Below are 16,495 nucleotides of genomic sequence, written 5' to 3' on the forward strand. Positions count from 1 at the left end.
TTCATGACAATTAAACACACGCAAGATTTAGCACAGATTCGCGCTATGGTTCCGGAAATGCGCCGGGTGAAATGCATTCATTTTATCGGTATCGGCGGTGCCGGTATGAGCGGGATCGCTGAGGTGTTGCTCAATGAGGGGTACCAGATCTCAGGGTCTGATATCGCCTCGAACGCTGTGACTCAGCGTCTGGCGGAAAAAGGTGCCGCCATTTTTATCGGCCATGCTGCAGAGAACATAGCGCAGGCCAGCGTGGTCGTGGTCTCGACCGCTATCAATGAACAGAACCCGGAAATCAAAGCGGCGCGTGAAAAACGTATCCCTGTTGTGCGCCGCGCCGAGATGCTGGCTGAGCTGATGCGTTTTCGTCACGGTATCGCGGTGGCCGGTACGCACGGTAAAACCACCACCACAGCGTTGGTGACACAGATTTATTCTGAAGCCGGCCTCGATCCGACCTTTGTCAACGGCGGCTTGGTGAAAAGCGCCGGTACTAACGCCCGTCTTGGTTCGAGCCGTATTCTGATTGCTGAAGCCGACGAGAGTGATGCCTCGTTCCTGCATCTGCAGCCGATGATGTCGATTGTGACCAACATCGAAGCGGATCACATGGACACTTATGGTGGCGATTTTGAAACTCTGAAACAGACCTTTATCGAATTTCTGCATAACCTGCCGTTCTACGGTCGCGCGATCATGTGTGTTGACGACGCGGTGATTCGTGAATTGATCCCGCGTATCAGCCGCCATGTGATCACTTACGGTTTCTCACAAGACGCCGATGTGCGGATTGAAAATTACCGCCAGGAGGGTCAGCAGGGCAAATTTACCGTGGTGCGTCAGGGGCGCAAAAACCTCGATATCACTCTCAATATTCCGGGCCGCCACAATGCACTCAATGCCGCCGCCGCGATTGCGGTGGCGACCGAAGACGATGTCGATGATGGCGCTATTCTGCGCGCGATGGAGAGTACCCAGGGCACCGGGCGTCGTTTTGACCAGTTGGGTGAATTTGCCACTGGTCGTGGTAAAGCGATGCTGGTGGACGACTATGGCCATCACCCGACCGAAGTGGATGTGACCATCGCTGCCGCGCGCAATGGCTGGAGTGATAAACGTCTGGTGATGATTTTCCAGCCGCACCGTTACACCCGGACCCGCGATCTGTATGACGATTTTGCCAATGTGCTGGAGCAGGTTGATGTGCTGCTGATGCTGGATGTGTACTCGGCCGGTGAGAAACCCATCGCTGGTGCAGACAGCCGATCCCTGTGCCGCACCATTCGTAGCCGCGGTAAGCTGGATCCGATTTTTGTCCCTGACAGCAAGACCTTACCGTCAGTTTTAGCCAACGTCCTACAAGACGGTGACCTGGTTCTGACGCAAGGCGCCGGTGATGTGGGCAAAGTAGCCAAAGATTTGGCGGCGTTGGAACTGTGCATTGAAAAGATGCAGGGGCAGTAACGCTGCAAAAAAAAGTAAAAAGTTGTATATCTGGGGTGGTGGCTGAACTAAGCTCATATTGACGAGTAATTTTATCTATCAGTATTTGATACTTTCCAGCACCTCAGTATAATCCAAAGGTTAAAGTCAGTGCTTTTGCCTCTATTGCAAAAAGAAATAGGGAATCAATTTGCCAGTCGTCAACAGGATCATCGGACTTTGCTGAATAATGTGTTCGCCAAAGGTAACGTGTTTGCCGAAGGTCGCCGATTGTCCGCGTCGCCGCAATTAAAACAACATGCCGCTGGCGGCAGTTTTTTTATCGTGGTGCTGTTGCTGATTGGCTTTTTGTTGTATTCGACGATCAGCTGGATGTGGGACGAGCAACGTCTGCCACTGTCCAAAATCGTATTGCAGGGTGATTTACAATACGTCTCGACCTCTGATGTGCAGCGGGCTTTTGCCCGTATCGATCACATCGGCACTTTTATGTCCCAGGATATTGATGTGCTGCAGGACAGCGTGCAGTCGATTCCCTGGGTGTCACATGCTTCGATTCGCAAGCAGTGGCCGGATACGATTAAAGTGTTTCTGACCGAGCACAAAGTTGCCGCCATCTGGAATGGTAATGCGCTGTTGGATGACACTGGGTACGTGTTTGACGGCGATATCGGTCTGGTGAATGAAGAGCACGTAAAACTGTATGGCCCACAGGGCAGTGCGCCGGAAGTGTTAAAAGTCTGGCGCCAGTATCAGGATAAGTTTGCGCGTATCGGGCACAGCATCTCATCGCTGCTGCTCAATGAACGCCGCGCCTGGCAAATCATTTTGGATAACGGTATCCGGCTGGAGTTGGGAAAAGAGTCGCTTGATGAACGTATTAACCGCTTTTTCCTACTCTACAAGCAATTAGGCAGTGACGCTGACCGGGTCAGTTATATCGACCTCAGATACGATACCGGCGCTGCAGTAGGTTGGATCTCAGAACAAGAGTTAGCACAAGAGAATACAGATGACTAAAACTGCCAACGACAACATTATTGTTGGTCTGGATATCGGCACCGCCACCGTATCCGCGCTTGTGGGTGAAGTCCTCCCTGATGGTCAAATTAATATTATTGGCTCAGGTAATAGTCCATCTCGTGGTATGGATAAAGGTGGCGTCAACGATCTGGAATCGGTGGTGAAATCGGTCCAGCGTGCGATAGACCAGGCAGAATTAATGGCCGAGTGCCAGATTAACAATGTGTTTTTGTCGATTTCCGGGCGACACATTGCCAGCCGAATTGAAAAAGGCATGGGAACCATTTCGGATGAAGAGGTGTCCCAGGACGATATGGATCGGGCGATCCATACCGCGAAATCAATCAAAATTGGTGAAGAGCAGCGAATCTTGCATGTCATTCCTCAAGAATTTACGATTGATTATCAAGAAGGCATTAAAAATCCGCTAGGATTATCAGGTGTACGTATGGAAGTCAGCGTACATTTGATCACTTGTCACAATGATATGGCAAGAAACATCATTAAAGCGGTGGAACGTTGCGGTTTAAAAGTTGAACAGTTAGTGTACTCAGGATTGGCGGCCAGTAATGCCGTTATTACTGAAGATGAGCGCGAACTTGGTGTGTGTGTGATCGATATTGGTGCAGGCACCATGGATATTGCCATCTGGACGGGCGGCGCTCTAAGGCACACCGAAGTGCTTTCATACGCCGGCAACGCGGTCACCAGTGATATTGCGTTTGCATTCGGCACACCGGTCAGCGACGCCGAAGAGATCAAAGTTAAATACGGCTGTGCGCTGAGCGAACTGGTCAGCAAAGATGACACAGTTAACGTTCCCAGCGTGGGTGGGCGTCCGTCTCGCAGTTTGCAGCGTCAAACCTTGTCGGAAGTCATTGAGCCTCGCTACACTGAGTTAATGGGCCTGGTAAACCAGACGATTGACTCAGTTCAGGAAACATTGCGCCAGGACGGAATTAAACATCACCTGGCAGCCGGTATTGTGTTAACCGGCGGCGCAGCGCAAATAGTAGGTTTAGTTGAGTGTGCGGAGCGGGTGTTCCGCAACCAGGTCAGAGTTGGCAAACCTCTCGAGGTCAGTGGCCTGACCGATTACGTTAAAGAGCCGTATCATTCTACGGCAGTGGGTTTACTTCATTACGCAAAAGACAGCCAGATTAATGACGACAGCGATTACCAGGAGCCTAAGCGCCAGTCGGTGTCGGGATTATTCGGTCGTTTGCGTAATTGGATACAAAAAGAGTTTTAACCTGAGTTGCAGGAAAAACGGAGATAACACATGTTTGAACCGATGATGGAAATGTCTGACGAAGCTGTAATCAAAGTCGTTGGGGTTGGTGGTGGCGGTGGTAACGCCGTTGAACACATGGTACGTGAGTCCATCGAAGGCGTGGAATTCATCAGTATCAATACAGATGCACAAGCGCTTCGTAAAACCAGCGTAAGCACAGTCATTCAAATCGGTGGCGATATCACCAAAGGCCTGGGTGCGGGTGCTAATCCGCAAGTAGGACGTGATGCAGCTCTCGAAGACAGAGAACGTATTAAAGAAGTTCTCGAAGGTGCCGATATGGTATTTGTCGCCGCTGGTATGGGTGGCGGTACCGGTACCGGTGCTGCTCCTGTGATTGCGGAAGTGGCTAAAGAACTTGGCATCCTGACCGTTGCTGTAGTGACCAAGCCATTCAGCTTTGAAGGTAAAAAACGTCTTTCGTTCGCGGAACAGGGGATTGAAGAGCTGTCTAAGCATGTTGACTCTCTGATCACTATTCCAAACGAAAAACTACTGAAAGTACTGGGTCGTGGGATCACTTTACTTGAAGCCTTTGCCAGCGCGAACGACGTACTTAAGAATGCAGTACAAGGTATCGCAGAACTGATTACTCGTCCGGGTATGATCAACGTCGACTTTGCGGACGTACGTACCGTAATGTCGGAAATGGGTCACGCCATGATGGGTAGCGGTGTTGCGAAAGGTGAAGACCGTGCTGAAGAAGCGGCCGAAATGGCGATTTCCAGCCCACTGCTGGAAGATATCGACCTGGCTGGCGCGCGAGGCGTACTGGTTAACATTACCGCAGGTCTGGATATGCGTCTGGATGAGTTCGAAACGGTTGGTAACACTGTTAAAGCATTTGCTTCTGACAATGCGACTGTCGTGATCGGTACTTCTCTGGATCCGGATATGGCTGAAGAGATTCGCGTAACGGTTGTTGCCACAGGTATCGGCAACGAGCGTAAACCGGATATCACTCTGGTCGCCGGCGGTAAAGCGAAACCTGCGCAGGCAGCTCAACCACAACAAGCGGCAGTCGCAGCGAAAGTGGAAGAAAAACCGGCACAACCTTTGCAAGAAAAAGTAGAAGTGAAAACTCAGCCAGCACCGGCTCAGAGCTCAGCGTCTGCTTCAGCAAGCCAAAGCACTGCGCCTAAGCAAGAGAAAGAAAACGGATATCTGGATATCCCGGCTTTCTTACGTCGTCAGGCTGATTAGAATCTCGCCACAATTTGACACTGTTCAAAATTCTGGTAGGATGTCGGTCGGTAAGTATATCGGCCGAGCTTTGTGGCATCGATTTAGAGGCAAGTAGATGATTAGACAACGTACACTGAAAGAAATAGTGAAAACAACTGGGGTGGGACTTCACTCTGGTCGTAAGGTCACGTTAACTCTTCGCCCAGCTGCTGCAAACACGGGTATCGTTTACCGTCGTACTGACGTAAATCCACCAGTGGATTTCCCGGCTGACCCAGAATCTGTACGTGACACCATGTTGTGTACCGCTCTGGTGAATGACGAAGGCATTCGTATCTCTACCGTTGAGCACCTGAGCGCAGCGTTAGCGGGTATGGGCATCGACAACGTGATCGTTGAAGTGGATGCGCCGGAAATTCCGATTATGGACGGTAGTGCGAGTCCATTTGTATACCTGCTGCAACAAGCGGGCGTAGAAACGTTGAACGCACCTAAGCGATTCATTCGTATTAAGAAACCAGTTCGCATTGAAGACGGCGACAAGTGGGCGGAACTGCGCCCGCATAACGGCTTCAAAATGGACTTCGAAATCGAATTCAATCACCCGGCGATTGATGGTGACGAACAGCATCTGGTGTTCGACTTCTCATCGCAAGGCTTTGTAAAAGAGATTTCCCGTGCACGTACCTTTGGTTTCATGCGTGATATCGAATACTTACAGTCACAGAACCTGTGTCTGGGTGGTAGCTTCGATTGTGCTATCGTACTGGATGATTACCGCATTCTGAACGAAGAAGGCCTGCGTTTTGCCAACGAATTCGTGACCCATAAAGTCCTGGACGCAATCGGCGACCTGTACATGAGCGGACACGCGATTGTCGGTGAATTCTGTGCCTACAAATCGGGCCACGGTCTGAATAACCAGTTGCTGCGCGCAGTACTGGCGGATCAGGAAGCGTGGGAATGGGCGACCTTCGAAGAAGAAGTGGGCTCTCCGGTGGCATTTGCAGAACCAAACATGGTGATTGCTTAACGCATCAGCGCTTGAAAGCCTGTCATCAGGTCGAAAGAATAATAAAGCCAGACTCAGGTCTGGCTTTTTTGTGTCTGAAATTTGGCGCTTGGTAGGATTTACACAGCTATCGGTATTGCTTACATATAAGGTATGAGTTACGCAGCTATTGGCATAGACAGCGACTGGCATCCGTTACCGTGCTTTCCCTTTGGCGGATGACTACTTTTTGGCAAGTTTGGCCAGGCTTTCTAGTCGCTTACGCACTTTGGGTGACGCATTTTCGGCGATGGTCATCAACACATGGGCGGCATGATCAGTCAGGGGAGGGCGAGCTTTTGCCTCGTCTTTTTTTGCCGCCGCGGCAGAATTGCCGCGATAGAGAGCCGGGTTGATCCGGATCTCTATGCTGATCAAGCGCCCAAAGCCTTGCGCGCGCAGCTGATTGAGTAGTGACAGACGATCGTAGTCGATCTTCATTTTGATCGCCGCGCTGGCGGCTTCGAGGATCAGATGGCCACCGCGGATGTTGGCGGCGCGCACATGCTTTTCCGTGCCGCGTGGCAACAGCGTTTTGAGGATTTGATTGAGCTGGAGAATTTCTTTGGCATGCTCTTGCACCTGCTTGAGTCGCGATGCTTCGAGCAGTTCTTCAGTGTTGGTCGGGCGGTGATCGCGCATCGGGTGCATCCGGTAATGGGTCTGGTTTTATTCTAACTGTTATCGGCCCTGAACGAAAATGGATCTGCACTGAGCCAGAAGCGCCCGGCAGTTGAGCGCTACACACCGGCATCAACCGGCCTGCTGCAGTGCGCTTTGATGACCAATGACGCACTAAACAGTGGCTTGAGCGCACAAATTAGTAAGCTTGCTGTAAACAAACGGGTTTGAGCATGGTTGTTCGGACAAAAATTCTCTAAACTAGGCGCCACTTAATTCATTTACTGCCTTGAAAATACGCGTCACCATCACAATATCCCAAGATACATGACATACCTCAGTATCCTTAGTTGAAATTAGGTAGACACTACAAAGGCATTAAGTAGATCGGGATGATCGAAGTAAAGAGAGATTCACATCAATGATAACTAAGTTACTGACCAAAGTGGTTGGCAGCCGCAATGACCGTACATTGCGTCGCTTAAGAAAAATCGTAAAAGAGATCAACAACTACGAACCTGCATTTGAAACACTTTCTGACGATGAACTAAAAGCCAAGACCGTCGAATTCCGTCAACGTATTGAACAGGGCGAATCGCTCGACCAACTCCTTCCAGAAGCCTTTGCAACCGTACGTGAAGCCTCTAAACGTGTCTTTGGCATGCGTCATTTCGACGTGCAGCTTATTGGTGGCATGGTGCTTAATGCCGGCCAAATCGCAGAGATGCGTACCGGTGAAGGTAAAACCCTGACCGCAACCCTGCCGGCTTATCTGAATGCGCTGCCCGGTAAAGGCGTGCATATTGTCACCGTCAACGACTATCTGGCTAAACGCGACGCGGAAACCAACCGTGCGCTGTTCGAATTTCTCGGTATGACCGTCGGCGTCAACGTACCGAACATGCCACCACAAGAGAAAAAAGAAGCGTATCAAGCGGATATCCTGTACGGCACCAACAACGAATTCGGTTTTGACTACCTGCGTGACAACATGGCCTTCCGTGTGGAAGACCGTGTGCAGCGTGAACGTTTCTTTGCTGTGGTCGATGAAGTGGACTCGATCCTGATCGATGAAGCACGTACTCCGCTGATCATTTCCGGTCCGGCAGAAGACAGTTCTGAGCTGTACACTAAGATTAATACTCTGATCCCGCACCTGAAGCTGCAGGATAAAGAGGATTCGGAAGAGTACCGTGGTGACGGTCACTACACCGTGGATGAAAAATCCAAACAGGTTTATCTGACCGAGACCGGTCAGGAATATGTCGAAGAGCTGCTGATCAACAATGGCCTGATGGAAGAGGGTGATACCCTTTACTCGCCAGCTAACATCAGCCTGCTGCACCATGTGAACGCGGCACTGCGCGCTCACGTTCTGTTTGAGAAGAACGTCGATTACATCGTGACGGACAATGGCGAAGTGGTCATTGTTGACGAACACACCGGTCGTACCATGCCGGGTCGTCGCTGGTCGGATGGCCTGCACCAGGCGGTGGAAGCCAAAGAAGGCGTGAAGATCCAGAACGAAAACCAGACTCTGGCTTCGATTACGTTCCAGAACTTCTTCCGTCTGTACGAAAAACTGTCGGGTATGACGGGTACTGCAGATACTGAAGCGTTCGAGTTTCAGTCGATCTACGGTCTGGAAACTGTGGTGATTCCAACCAACAAACCAATGATTCGTAACGATATGCCGGATGTGGTGTACCGTACCGAATTAGAAAAATTTGCCGCGATTAAAGAAGACATCAAGGCACGGGTCGAAAAAGGCCAGCCGGTACTGGTGGGTACGGTATCGATTGAAAAGTCGGAACTGCTCTCCAACGCGCTGAAGAAAGACAACATCAAGCACAACGTGCTGAACGCCAAGTTCCACGAAAAAGAAGCGGAAATCGTTGCGGAAGCGGGTAAACCGGGTTCGGTGACTATCGCGACCAACATGGCCGGTCGTGGTACCGATATCGTGCTGGGTGGCAGCTGGCAGTCTAAAGTTGAGACGCTGGATAACCCGACTCCGGAACAGATTGCCGAGATCAAAGCAGAGTGGAAACAGGTGCACGATGCGGTACTGGCATCCGGTGGTCTGCACATTATCGGTACTGAGCGTCACGAATCACGTCGTATCGATAACCAGTTACGTGGTCGTGCCGGCCGTCAGGGGGATGCGGGTTCAACCCGATTCTATCTGTCGATGGAAGATACCCTGTTGCGTATCTTCACCTCAGATCGGATGGCGAGCCTGATCCAGAGCGGTATGGAAGAAGGCGAAGCGATCGAAAGCAAGATGCTGTCGCGCTCGATCGAAAAGGCCCAGCGTAAAGTGGAAGGCCGCAACTTCGATATTCGTAAGCAGCTGCTGGAATACGATGATGTGGCAAACGACCAGCGTAAAGTGGTGTACGAGCTGCGTGATGAGCTGATGGTGGCAGACAACATCAGTGAGATGATTGAACAAAACCGTATCGATGTATTGACGGCTGTGATTGATGAATACATCCCGCCGCAGTCACTGGAAGATATGTGGGATATCACCGGCCTGCAGGATCGCCTCAAAAACGACTTTGATCTGGAACTGCCGCTGCAGGAATGGCTGGATAACGACGACAAACTGTACGAAGAAGCGCTGCGTGAGCGTATCCTTGAGCAGGCGGTCACCGTTTACCAGCAGAAAGAAGCCGCAGTGGGCGAATCTGTAATGCGCAACTTCGAGAAATCGGTGATGCTGCAGACTCTGGATACGCTGTGGAAAGAGCATCTGGCGGCGATGGATCACCTGCGTCAGGGCATTCACCTGCGTGGTTACGCGCAGAAAAACCCGAAACAGGAGTACAAACGCGAGTCGTTTGAACTGTTTGAAGGTCTGCTTGATTCACTGAAATCTGATGTGATCATGATTCTGTCCAAAGTTCGTGTTCAGCAGCAGGAAGAAGTGGAACGCATGGAAGAGCAGCGCCGGGTGCAGGCTGAAGAAGCGGCACGTCTGGCTCAGGCTCAGCACCAGAGCGTGGATGGTTCCGACGACGAGCCGAATGATCATCAGCCACAAGTGCGTGACGAGCGTAAAGTCGGTCGCAACGAACCTTGTCCGTGTGGCAGTGGTAAAAAATACAAACAGTGTCATGGCAAGATTGCCTGATCCTGATTGAAACAGAGAGTCGCCCCAGGGCGGCTCTTTTTTTGTCTGTTGGTCTGCTGGTCAGTGTTTTGAGATTGCCCGCCCGTTTACAGAGAGGGTCATGGCTTTGTTGCTAAGCCCACTTTCTCTGATGAGTTTTTTTAGAACGCAATCTATTGCATATTTATGCTCAGCCTGATCTCAGATGATAACGGCCGGGCGCAGCTAACTCTGGACTTTCACATCTTGAGCGATAATCTAGTCGGTCAATAGTGAGCTCCGAGTTCTAATGCACAGGAATTTATATGAAACGTATTCATATCGTCGCAGGGATTATTTTTAATCCCGACCAATCACACATTTTTATCACTAAGCGTCCGGATAACCTGCATAAAGGCGGTTTCTGGGAATTTCCCGGCGGCAAAGTTGAAGCGGGTGAGTCAATTGAACAGGCGATGACGCGCGAACTCAACGAAGAGATTGGCATTGAAGTCACTGAGCAGGCGTGTTTCGAGCACCTGGAATATGACTATCCGGAAAAATCACTCAAGTTTGATTTCATCCTAGTGACGGCGTTTAACGGCCAGCCTTACGGACGTGAAGGACAAAGTGGGCAGTGGGTTAAAGTCGCCGATCTGAAAGACTATCCTTTCCCGGAAGCCAACGTGCCCGTGCTGGAGCGCGTGCTGAGAGAATTCGCTTAACGCTCAGCCACAGTAAGTGCTAGCCACAGCCAGCGATAGTTGATAGTTTATCGTTACTAGCAGGAACCATCGTGCTCTGCACGAATGAACAAAAGAATGGAGAATACGCAATGGTAAGAATTGCGATTGCAGGCGCTGCCGGTCGTATGGGCCGTAATCTGGTTAAAGCGACGCATCATAACCCGCTGTCTACTGTGGGTGCGGGTTCAGAACGTCCCGAGTCATCTCTGGTGGGGGTCGATGTCGGTGAACTGTGCGGTGAAGGCCGTTTTGATGTTGCCCTGGTCGACAACCTGGAGCAGGTGATTGACCAGTTTGACGTCATTATTGATTTTACCGCCCCGGTCAGCACGCTGGCTAACCTGGAGTTGTGTAAAAAACATGGTAAGAAGCTGGTGATTGGTACCACAGGTTTCAGTGAACAAGAGCGCGCGCAAATTGATGAAGCTGCTAAGCTTATTCCAATCGTGATGGCACCGAACTACAGTGTGGGTGTTAACCTGGTGTTCAAGCTGCTGGAAAAAGCGGCCAAAGTGATGGGTGACTACTGCGATATCGAAATCGTCGAAGCGCATCACCGTCATAAAGTCGATGCGCCGTCCGGCACTGCTATCGGCATGGGTGAAGCGATTGCCGGTGCGATGGGCAATAAGCTCAGCGATGTGGCTGTGTATGCCCGTGAAGGTATTACCGGCGAGCGCAGCCGTAACGAAATTGGTTTTGCCACTATCCGCGCAGGCGATATTGTCGGTGAGCATACTGCGATGTTTGCTGATATCGGTGAGCGGGTTGAGATCACCCACAAAGCGACCGACCGCATGACCTTTGCCAATGGCGCCGTTAAGGCAGCGATCTGGCTGGATGAAAAATCAGCGGGTTTCTACACCATGACAGACGTGATCGGTCTTAACGATCTCTAATTACATAATTATGCGCCAAGACCCCTTGGCGCATTCGTTTCCTTTCTGTTAAACTCAGCAAAATCATCTCATCCTTTTTTAGTCTTTCCTGACTACTTTTCTGCTTATTATTTTAGTTTGAAGTAAAAAATGGAATGTAATCGATTTTTTATGTGTTAAAAAATCCAGATTATCGTTTGCCTCAATCGGGATAGCAAAAAAAACGCCAAGATTGACTCTGTGTGGCTGTTTTTTATTCAATTCTGCATAAGTTAATTCTCAAACCGGCCAAAACATGTAGTTTTGCTGTGTTTGAGTGAATTTTTCGTTGTAATAGGTCAAATTCCAATTTTATTTTTGAACAATTATTGACAGAAGTCACGGTGATAATTAGAATACCGCCAATTTGTCTGATATGCCCTAAAGCAAAGTTAAAATGCGAACAGGAAGGCAAATGTGCAGTTTAATTTAAAATTTTTGCATTTTTATTCTGGAGGTTGTCTTGAGTAAATCAGCACTGTTAGTCCTGGAAGATGGGACAGTGTTCCACGGAATTTCCATTGGAGCAGATGGTTCGTCCGTTGGTGAAGTCGTTTTTAATACCTCGATGACGGGGTACCAAGAAATCCTCACTGATCCTTCCTATTCTCAACAAATCGTTACCCTTACTTACCCTCACATTGGCAATACCGGCACCAATGCCGAAGATGAAGAATCATCCCAGATTCATGCACAAGGCCTTGTGATCCGCGATCTTCCTCTTATCGCTTCTAACTTCCGTAGTGAACGTTCCCTTTCTGATTACCTTAAATCGCAAAACATCGTCGGCATTGCGGATATCGATACCCGTAAGCTGACTCGCATTCTGCGTGAAAAAGGTGCTCAGAACGGTTGCATTCTGGCAGGCGATAACCTGGATGAAGCTCTGGCGCTGGCAAAAGCACAAGAGTTCCCGGGCCTGAAAGGGATGGATTTGGCGAAAGTAGTAACGACGAAAGAAGCTTACGAATGGAAGCAAGGTTCATGGACGCTGGAAGGCGGACTGCCTGAAGCGAAAGATGACAGCGAACTGCCGTACCACGTTGTGGCTTACGATTTCGGTGCGAAACGTAACATCCTGCGTATGCTGGTTGACCGTGGCTGTCGTCTGACTGTGGTTCCGGCTGAAACGTCTGCCGAGGACGTTCTGGCGCTGAATCCGGATGGCGTGTTCCTGTCAAACGGCCCGGGTGACCCTGAACCATGCACTTACGCTATCGAAGCAACCAAGACATTCCTTGAAAAAGGTCTGCCGGTCTTCGGTATCTGTCTGGGCCACCAGATTCTGGCACTGGCCTCAGGCGCTAAAACGGTCAAGATGAAGTTCGGTCACCACGGTGCTAACCACCCGGTGAAAGATCTGGATCGTAATGTCGTGATGATCACCTCGCAAAACCACGGTTTTGCGGCCGATGAAGCGACTCTGCCGGAGAACCTGCGTGCGACTCATAAATCGCTGTTTGATGGTTCACTGCAAGGTATCCACCGTACGGACAAGCCGGCATTCAGCTTCCAGGGTCACCCTGAGGCGAGCCCGGGCCCACACGATGCGGCACCGCTTTTCGACCACTTCATTGAATTGATTAAACAACACCGCGCTTAATTTGGAGTAGTAAACAATGCCAAAACGTACTGACATTAAAAGCATTCTGATTTTAGGTGCTGGTCCAATTGTTATCGGTCAGGCTTGTGAGTTTGACTACTCTGGCGCGCAGGCGTGTAAAGCGCTGCGTGAAGAGGGTTACCGCGTTATCCTGGTCAACTCTAACCCGGCGACCATTATGACTGACCCGGAAATGGCGGATGCGACTTACATCGAGCCAATCCAGTGGGAAGTTGTGCGTAAGATCATCGAAAAAGAGCGTCCGGATGCGATTCTGCCAACCATGGGTGGCCAGACGGCACTGAACTGTGCGCTGGCGCTGGAAAAACATGGCGTGCTGGAAGAGTTCGGCGTGGAGATGATCGGTGCAACGGCGGATGCGATTGATAAAGCAGAAGACCGCTCGCGCTTTGATAAAGCGATGAAATCTATCGGCCTGGAGTGTCCACGAGCCGATACCGCGAAGACAATGGAAGAAGCATACCGCGTGCTGGATATGGTGGGTTTCCCATGTATCATCCGTCCTTCGTTCACTATGGGTGGTACCGGCGGCGGTATCGCTTACAACAAAGAAGAATTTGAAGAAATCTGTCGCCGTGGTCTGGACCTGTCGCCAACCAACGAGCTGCTGATTGACGAATCTCTGATCGGCTGGAAAGAGTACGAGATGGAAGTGGTGCGCGACAAAGCGGACAACTGCATCATCGTGTGTGCGATCGAAAACTTCGATCCTATGGGTATCCACACTGGTGACTCGATCACTGTGGCACCGGCCCAGACTCTGACTGACAAAGAGTACCAGCTGATGCGTAACGCATCTCTGGCGGTTCTGCGCGAAATCGGCGTAGAAACCGGTGGTTCAAACGTACAGTTTGGTATCAACCCGAAAGATGGCCGTATGGTTATCATCGAGATGAACCCGCGTGTATCGCGCTCTTCTGCACTGGCCTCAAAAGCGACCGGTTTCCCGATTGCAAAAGTCGCCGCCAAACTGGCAGTCGGCTTTACGCTGGACGAGCTGATGAACGACATCACCGGCGGTGCAACTCCGGCGTCGTTCGAGCCGACCATCGACTACGTTGTGACCAAGATTCCTCGCTTTAACTTCGAGAAATTTGCGGGTGCTAACAACCGTCTGACCACGCAGATGAAATCTGTCGGTGAAGTGATGGCGATCGGCCGTAACCAGCAAGAATCACTGCAGAAAGCACTACGCGGTCTGGAAGTGGGTGCTAACGGTTTGGACGAAATGGTCGATCTGGATGCTCCGGATGCACTGACTAAGATTCGTCACGAGCTGAAAGACGCAGGTGCCGAGCGTATCTGGTACATTGCTGATGCATTCCGTGCCGGTATGTCGGTCGACGGTGTATTCAACCTGACGAACATCGACCGTTGGTTCCTGGTTCAGATTGAAGAACTGGTACTGATGGAAAATGACATCAAAGCGGGTGGCTTTGCCGGTCTGACTGAGACCACACTGCGCGCGATGAAGCGCAAAGGCTTCTCGGATGCTCGTCTGTCTGCTCTGCTGGGCGTAGCGGAAAGCGAAATCCGCCGTCTGCGTGACCAGTTCAACATTCACCCGGTTTACAAACGTGTGGATACCTGTGCCGCTGAGTTTTCATCTGACACTGCGTACATGTACTCATCTTACGATGACGAGTGTGAAGCGAACCCGACTGACAAAGACAAAATCATGGTTCTGGGCGGTGGTCCGAACCGTATCGGTCAGGGTATCGAATTTGACTATTGCTGTGTGCATGCGTCACTGGCGCTACGTGAAGACGGTTACGAGACCATCATGGTGAACTGTAACCCGGAAACCGTATCGACTGACTACGACACGTCAGACCGTCTGTACTTTGAACCCGTGACTCTGGAAGATGTACTGGCCATTGTACGCGTTGAAAAACCAAAAGGCGTTATCGTGCAGTACGGCGGACAGACTCCGCTCAAACTGGCGCGTGCGCTGGAAGCGGCAGGTGTGCCTATCATTGGTACCAGCCCGGATGCGATTGACCGCGCAGAAGACCGTGAGCGTTTCCAGCACGCGGTTGAGCGTCTGGGTCTGAAACAGCCAGAAAACGCGACCGTGACTGCAATCGAACAAGCGGTTGAGAAATCAAAAGAGATCGGCTTCCCGCTGGTGGTTCGTCCTTCTTACGTGCTGGGCGGCCGTGCGATGGAAATCGTATATGATGAAGCAGACCTGCGTCGTTACTTCAACGAGGCGGTGAGCGTATCGAACGAGTCTCCGGTTCTGCTGGACCGTTTCCTGGATGATGCAACCGAAGTTGACATCGATGCTATCTGTGACGGCGAGCGCGTTGTGATCGGCGGTATCATGGAGCACATTGAGCAGGCAGGTGTTCACTCCGGTGACTCGGCATGTTCTCTGCCAGCGTACACGCTGAGCCAGGAAATCCAGGACAAGATGCGTGAGCAGGTTGAGAAACTGGCGATGGAACTGGGCGTTCGTGGTCTGATGAACACGCAGTTTGCGGTCAAAGACAACGAAGTTTACCTGATTGAAGTGAACCCGCGTGCGGCCCGTACCGTGCCTTTCGTATCGAAAGCAACCGGTGCACCGCTGGCGAAAATCGCTGCGCGCGTCATGGCTGGCCAGTCTCTGGAACAGCAAGGTTTCACCAAAGAGATCATTCCACCGTACTACTCAGTCAAAGAAGTGGTGCTGCCTTTTAACAAGTTCCCGGGTGTTGACCCGCTGCTTGGCCCTGAAATGCGCTCTACCGGTGAAGTGATGGGTGTTGGTGCAACGTTTGCTGAAGCTTTCGCGAAAGCGGAACTGGGCTGTGGCAACGTGTACCCTGAAGGTGGCCGTGCACTGCTGTCTGTGCGTGAAGGCGACAAAGAGCGTGTGGTTGACCTGGCTTCTAAGCTGGAGAAACTGGGCTACAAACTGGATGCCACTCACGGTACGGCTGTGATTCTGGGCGAAGCGGGTATCAACCCTCGTCTGGTCAACAAGGTACACGAAGGTCGTCCGCACATTCTGGACCGTATCAAGAACAATGAGTACACCTACATCATCAACACGGCTGCCGGCCGTCAGGCGATTGAAGACTCAAAAGTTCTGCGTCGCGGCGCTCTGGCTGAGAAAGTGAACTACACCACAACGCTGAATGCGGCGTTTGCAACCTGTATGTCTCACACTGCGGATGCGAAAGCGAACGTAACGTCAGTTCAGGAACTGCACGCACAAGTGCGCGCTGATCAGGCTGCAAAAGCATAACGGATAACAATACGGGTAAGTAAAACTTATCTGACAACCTCATTGCCCGCTCATCTGAGCGGGCTTTTTTATTTCCTGTCGCTATGACTCAGTTTGGTAGCACAGCTGAAAGCTTGTCTATTTTTTGCGACAACGGCATCACTTGCTCATCTTCGTTTCTACTTTCCCTATTATTAATGTGGGTTTTATCATAAAAACAACAAACTTTACTGATTGAATTGTCAATGTGGCTAGTTCCTCCTTACTGAACGGAGTGATGAGT

At 50.8% G+C, this 16,495-nt stretch carries 11 protein-coding genes; 10 read left to right on the plus strand and 1 reads right to left on the minus strand.

Features of this window, described 5'->3' with window-relative positions:
- Positions 1-3: 3 nt before the first annotated feature.
- The 5 genes from murC (at position 4) to lpxC (ending at position 5,978) form a co-directional block, all read left to right on the plus strand.
- Positions 4-1,464 carry a UDP-N-acetylmuramate--L-alanine ligase gene (gene murC / locus E6C74_RS03710; protein ID WP_136483351.1) on the plus strand — a complete coding sequence of 487 codons (1,461 nt, stop codon included), beginning with the start codon at positions 4-6 and terminating at the stop codon, positions 1,462-1,464.
- A gap of 228 nt (positions 1,465-1,692) precedes the next feature.
- On the plus strand, positions 1,693-2,463 hold the full coding sequence (locus E6C74_RS03715; protein ID WP_136483592.1) for a cell division protein FtsQ/DivIB: 771 nt from the start codon (positions 1,693-1,695) through the stop codon (positions 2,461-2,463).
- The gene (ftsA, locus tag E6C74_RS03720) at positions 2,456-3,718 is read left to right on the plus strand and encodes a cell division protein FtsA (protein ID WP_136483352.1); all 1,263 of its coding nucleotides are present in this window, start codon (positions 2,456-2,458) and stop codon (positions 3,716-3,718) included. The genes E6C74_RS03715 and ftsA overlap by 8 nt, the downstream gene beginning before the upstream one ends.
- Before the next feature lie 30 nt (positions 3,719-3,748).
- On the plus strand, positions 3,749-4,963 hold the full coding sequence (gene ftsZ, locus E6C74_RS03725) for a cell division protein FtsZ (RefSeq protein WP_136483353.1): 1,215 nt from the start codon (positions 3,749-3,751) through the stop codon (positions 4,961-4,963).
- Positions 4,964-5,060: 97 nt separating this feature from the next.
- Entirely contained in the window at positions 5,061-5,978 is a 918-nt protein-coding gene (gene lpxC, locus E6C74_RS03730; protein ID WP_136483354.1) for a UDP-3-O-acyl-N-acetylglucosamine deacetylase, read from the plus strand.
- A 201-nt stretch (positions 5,979-6,179) separates the two neighbouring features.
- Here lpxC and E6C74_RS03735 read toward each other — a convergent pair whose 3' ends face one another.
- The gene (locus E6C74_RS03735; RefSeq protein ID WP_168796946.1) at positions 6,180-6,638 is read right to left on the minus strand and encodes a DciA family protein; all 459 of its coding nucleotides are present in this window, start codon (positions 6,636-6,638) and stop codon (positions 6,180-6,182) included.
- Positions 6,639-7,038: 400 nt separating this feature from the next.
- On the opposite strand from E6C74_RS03735, the gene secA reads away from it, so the two are divergent.
- The 5 genes from secA to carB all read left to right on the plus strand — a co-directional run bounded on the left by secA (position 7,039) and on the right by carB (position 16,233).
- The gene (gene secA, locus E6C74_RS03740; RefSeq protein ID WP_136483356.1) at positions 7,039-9,753 is read left to right on the plus strand and encodes a preprotein translocase subunit SecA; all 2,715 of its coding nucleotides are present in this window, start codon (positions 7,039-7,041) and stop codon (positions 9,751-9,753) included.
- A 284-nt stretch (positions 9,754-10,037) separates the two neighbouring features.
- Positions 10,038-10,436, plus strand: a complete 399-nt coding sequence (mutT, locus tag E6C74_RS03745) for an 8-oxo-dGTP diphosphatase MutT (RefSeq protein ID WP_136483357.1) — start codon at positions 10,038-10,040, stop codon at positions 10,434-10,436.
- Between the two features lie 110 nt (positions 10,437-10,546).
- Positions 10,547-11,356: a 4-hydroxy-tetrahydrodipicolinate reductase gene (dapB, locus tag E6C74_RS03750; RefSeq protein WP_136483358.1), complete on the plus strand. Its 810-nt coding sequence runs from the start codon at positions 10,547-10,549 to the stop codon at positions 11,354-11,356.
- A 481-nt stretch (positions 11,357-11,837) separates the two neighbouring features.
- Positions 11,838-12,977 carry a glutamine-hydrolyzing carbamoyl-phosphate synthase small subunit gene (gene carA, locus E6C74_RS03755; protein WP_136483359.1) on the plus strand — a complete coding sequence of 380 codons (1,140 nt, stop codon included), beginning with the start codon at positions 11,838-11,840 and terminating at the stop codon, positions 12,975-12,977.
- A gap of 16 nt (positions 12,978-12,993) precedes the next feature.
- On the plus strand, positions 12,994-16,233 hold the full coding sequence (gene carB, locus E6C74_RS03760; protein ID WP_136483360.1) for a carbamoyl-phosphate synthase large subunit: 3,240 nt from the start codon (positions 12,994-12,996) through the stop codon (positions 16,231-16,233).
- The last annotated feature ends 262 nt before the right edge of the window (positions 16,234-16,495 follow it).

This window comes from Vibrio sp. H11 (assembly GCF_004804295.1).
Taxonomy (GTDB): Bacteria; Pseudomonadota; Gammaproteobacteria; order Enterobacterales; family Vibrionaceae; genus Vibrio; species Vibrio ostreae.

What these genes read in the sequence shown, in the direction of transcription:
- murC (WP_136483351.1), top strand. Translation starts at nt 4, where the DNA reads ATGACAATTAAACACACGCAAGATTTAGCACAGATTCGCGCTATGGTT.
- ftsA (WP_136483352.1), top strand. Translation starts at nt 2,456, where the DNA reads ATGACTAAAACTGCCAACGACAACATTATTGTTGGTCTGGATATCGGC.
- ftsZ (WP_136483353.1), top strand. Translation starts at nt 3,749, where the DNA reads ATGTTTGAACCGATGATGGAAATGTCTGACGAAGCTGTAATCAAAGTC.
- lpxC (WP_136483354.1), top strand. Translation starts at nt 5,061, where the DNA reads ATGATTAGACAACGTACACTGAAAGAAATAGTGAAAACAACTGGGGTG.
- E6C74_RS03735 (WP_168796946.1), bottom strand. Translation starts at nt 6,638, where the DNA reads ATGCGCGATCACCGCCCGACCAACACTGAAGAACTGCTCGAAGCATCG.
- secA (WP_136483356.1), top strand. Translation starts at nt 7,039, where the DNA reads ATGATAACTAAGTTACTGACCAAAGTGGTTGGCAGCCGCAATGACCGT.
- mutT (WP_136483357.1), top strand. Translation starts at nt 10,038, where the DNA reads ATGAAACGTATTCATATCGTCGCAGGGATTATTTTTAATCCCGACCAA.
- dapB (WP_136483358.1), top strand. Translation starts at nt 10,547, where the DNA reads ATGGTAAGAATTGCGATTGCAGGCGCTGCCGGTCGTATGGGCCGTAAT.
- carB (WP_136483360.1), top strand. Translation starts at nt 12,994, where the DNA reads ATGCCAAAACGTACTGACATTAAAAGCATTCTGATTTTAGGTGCTGGT.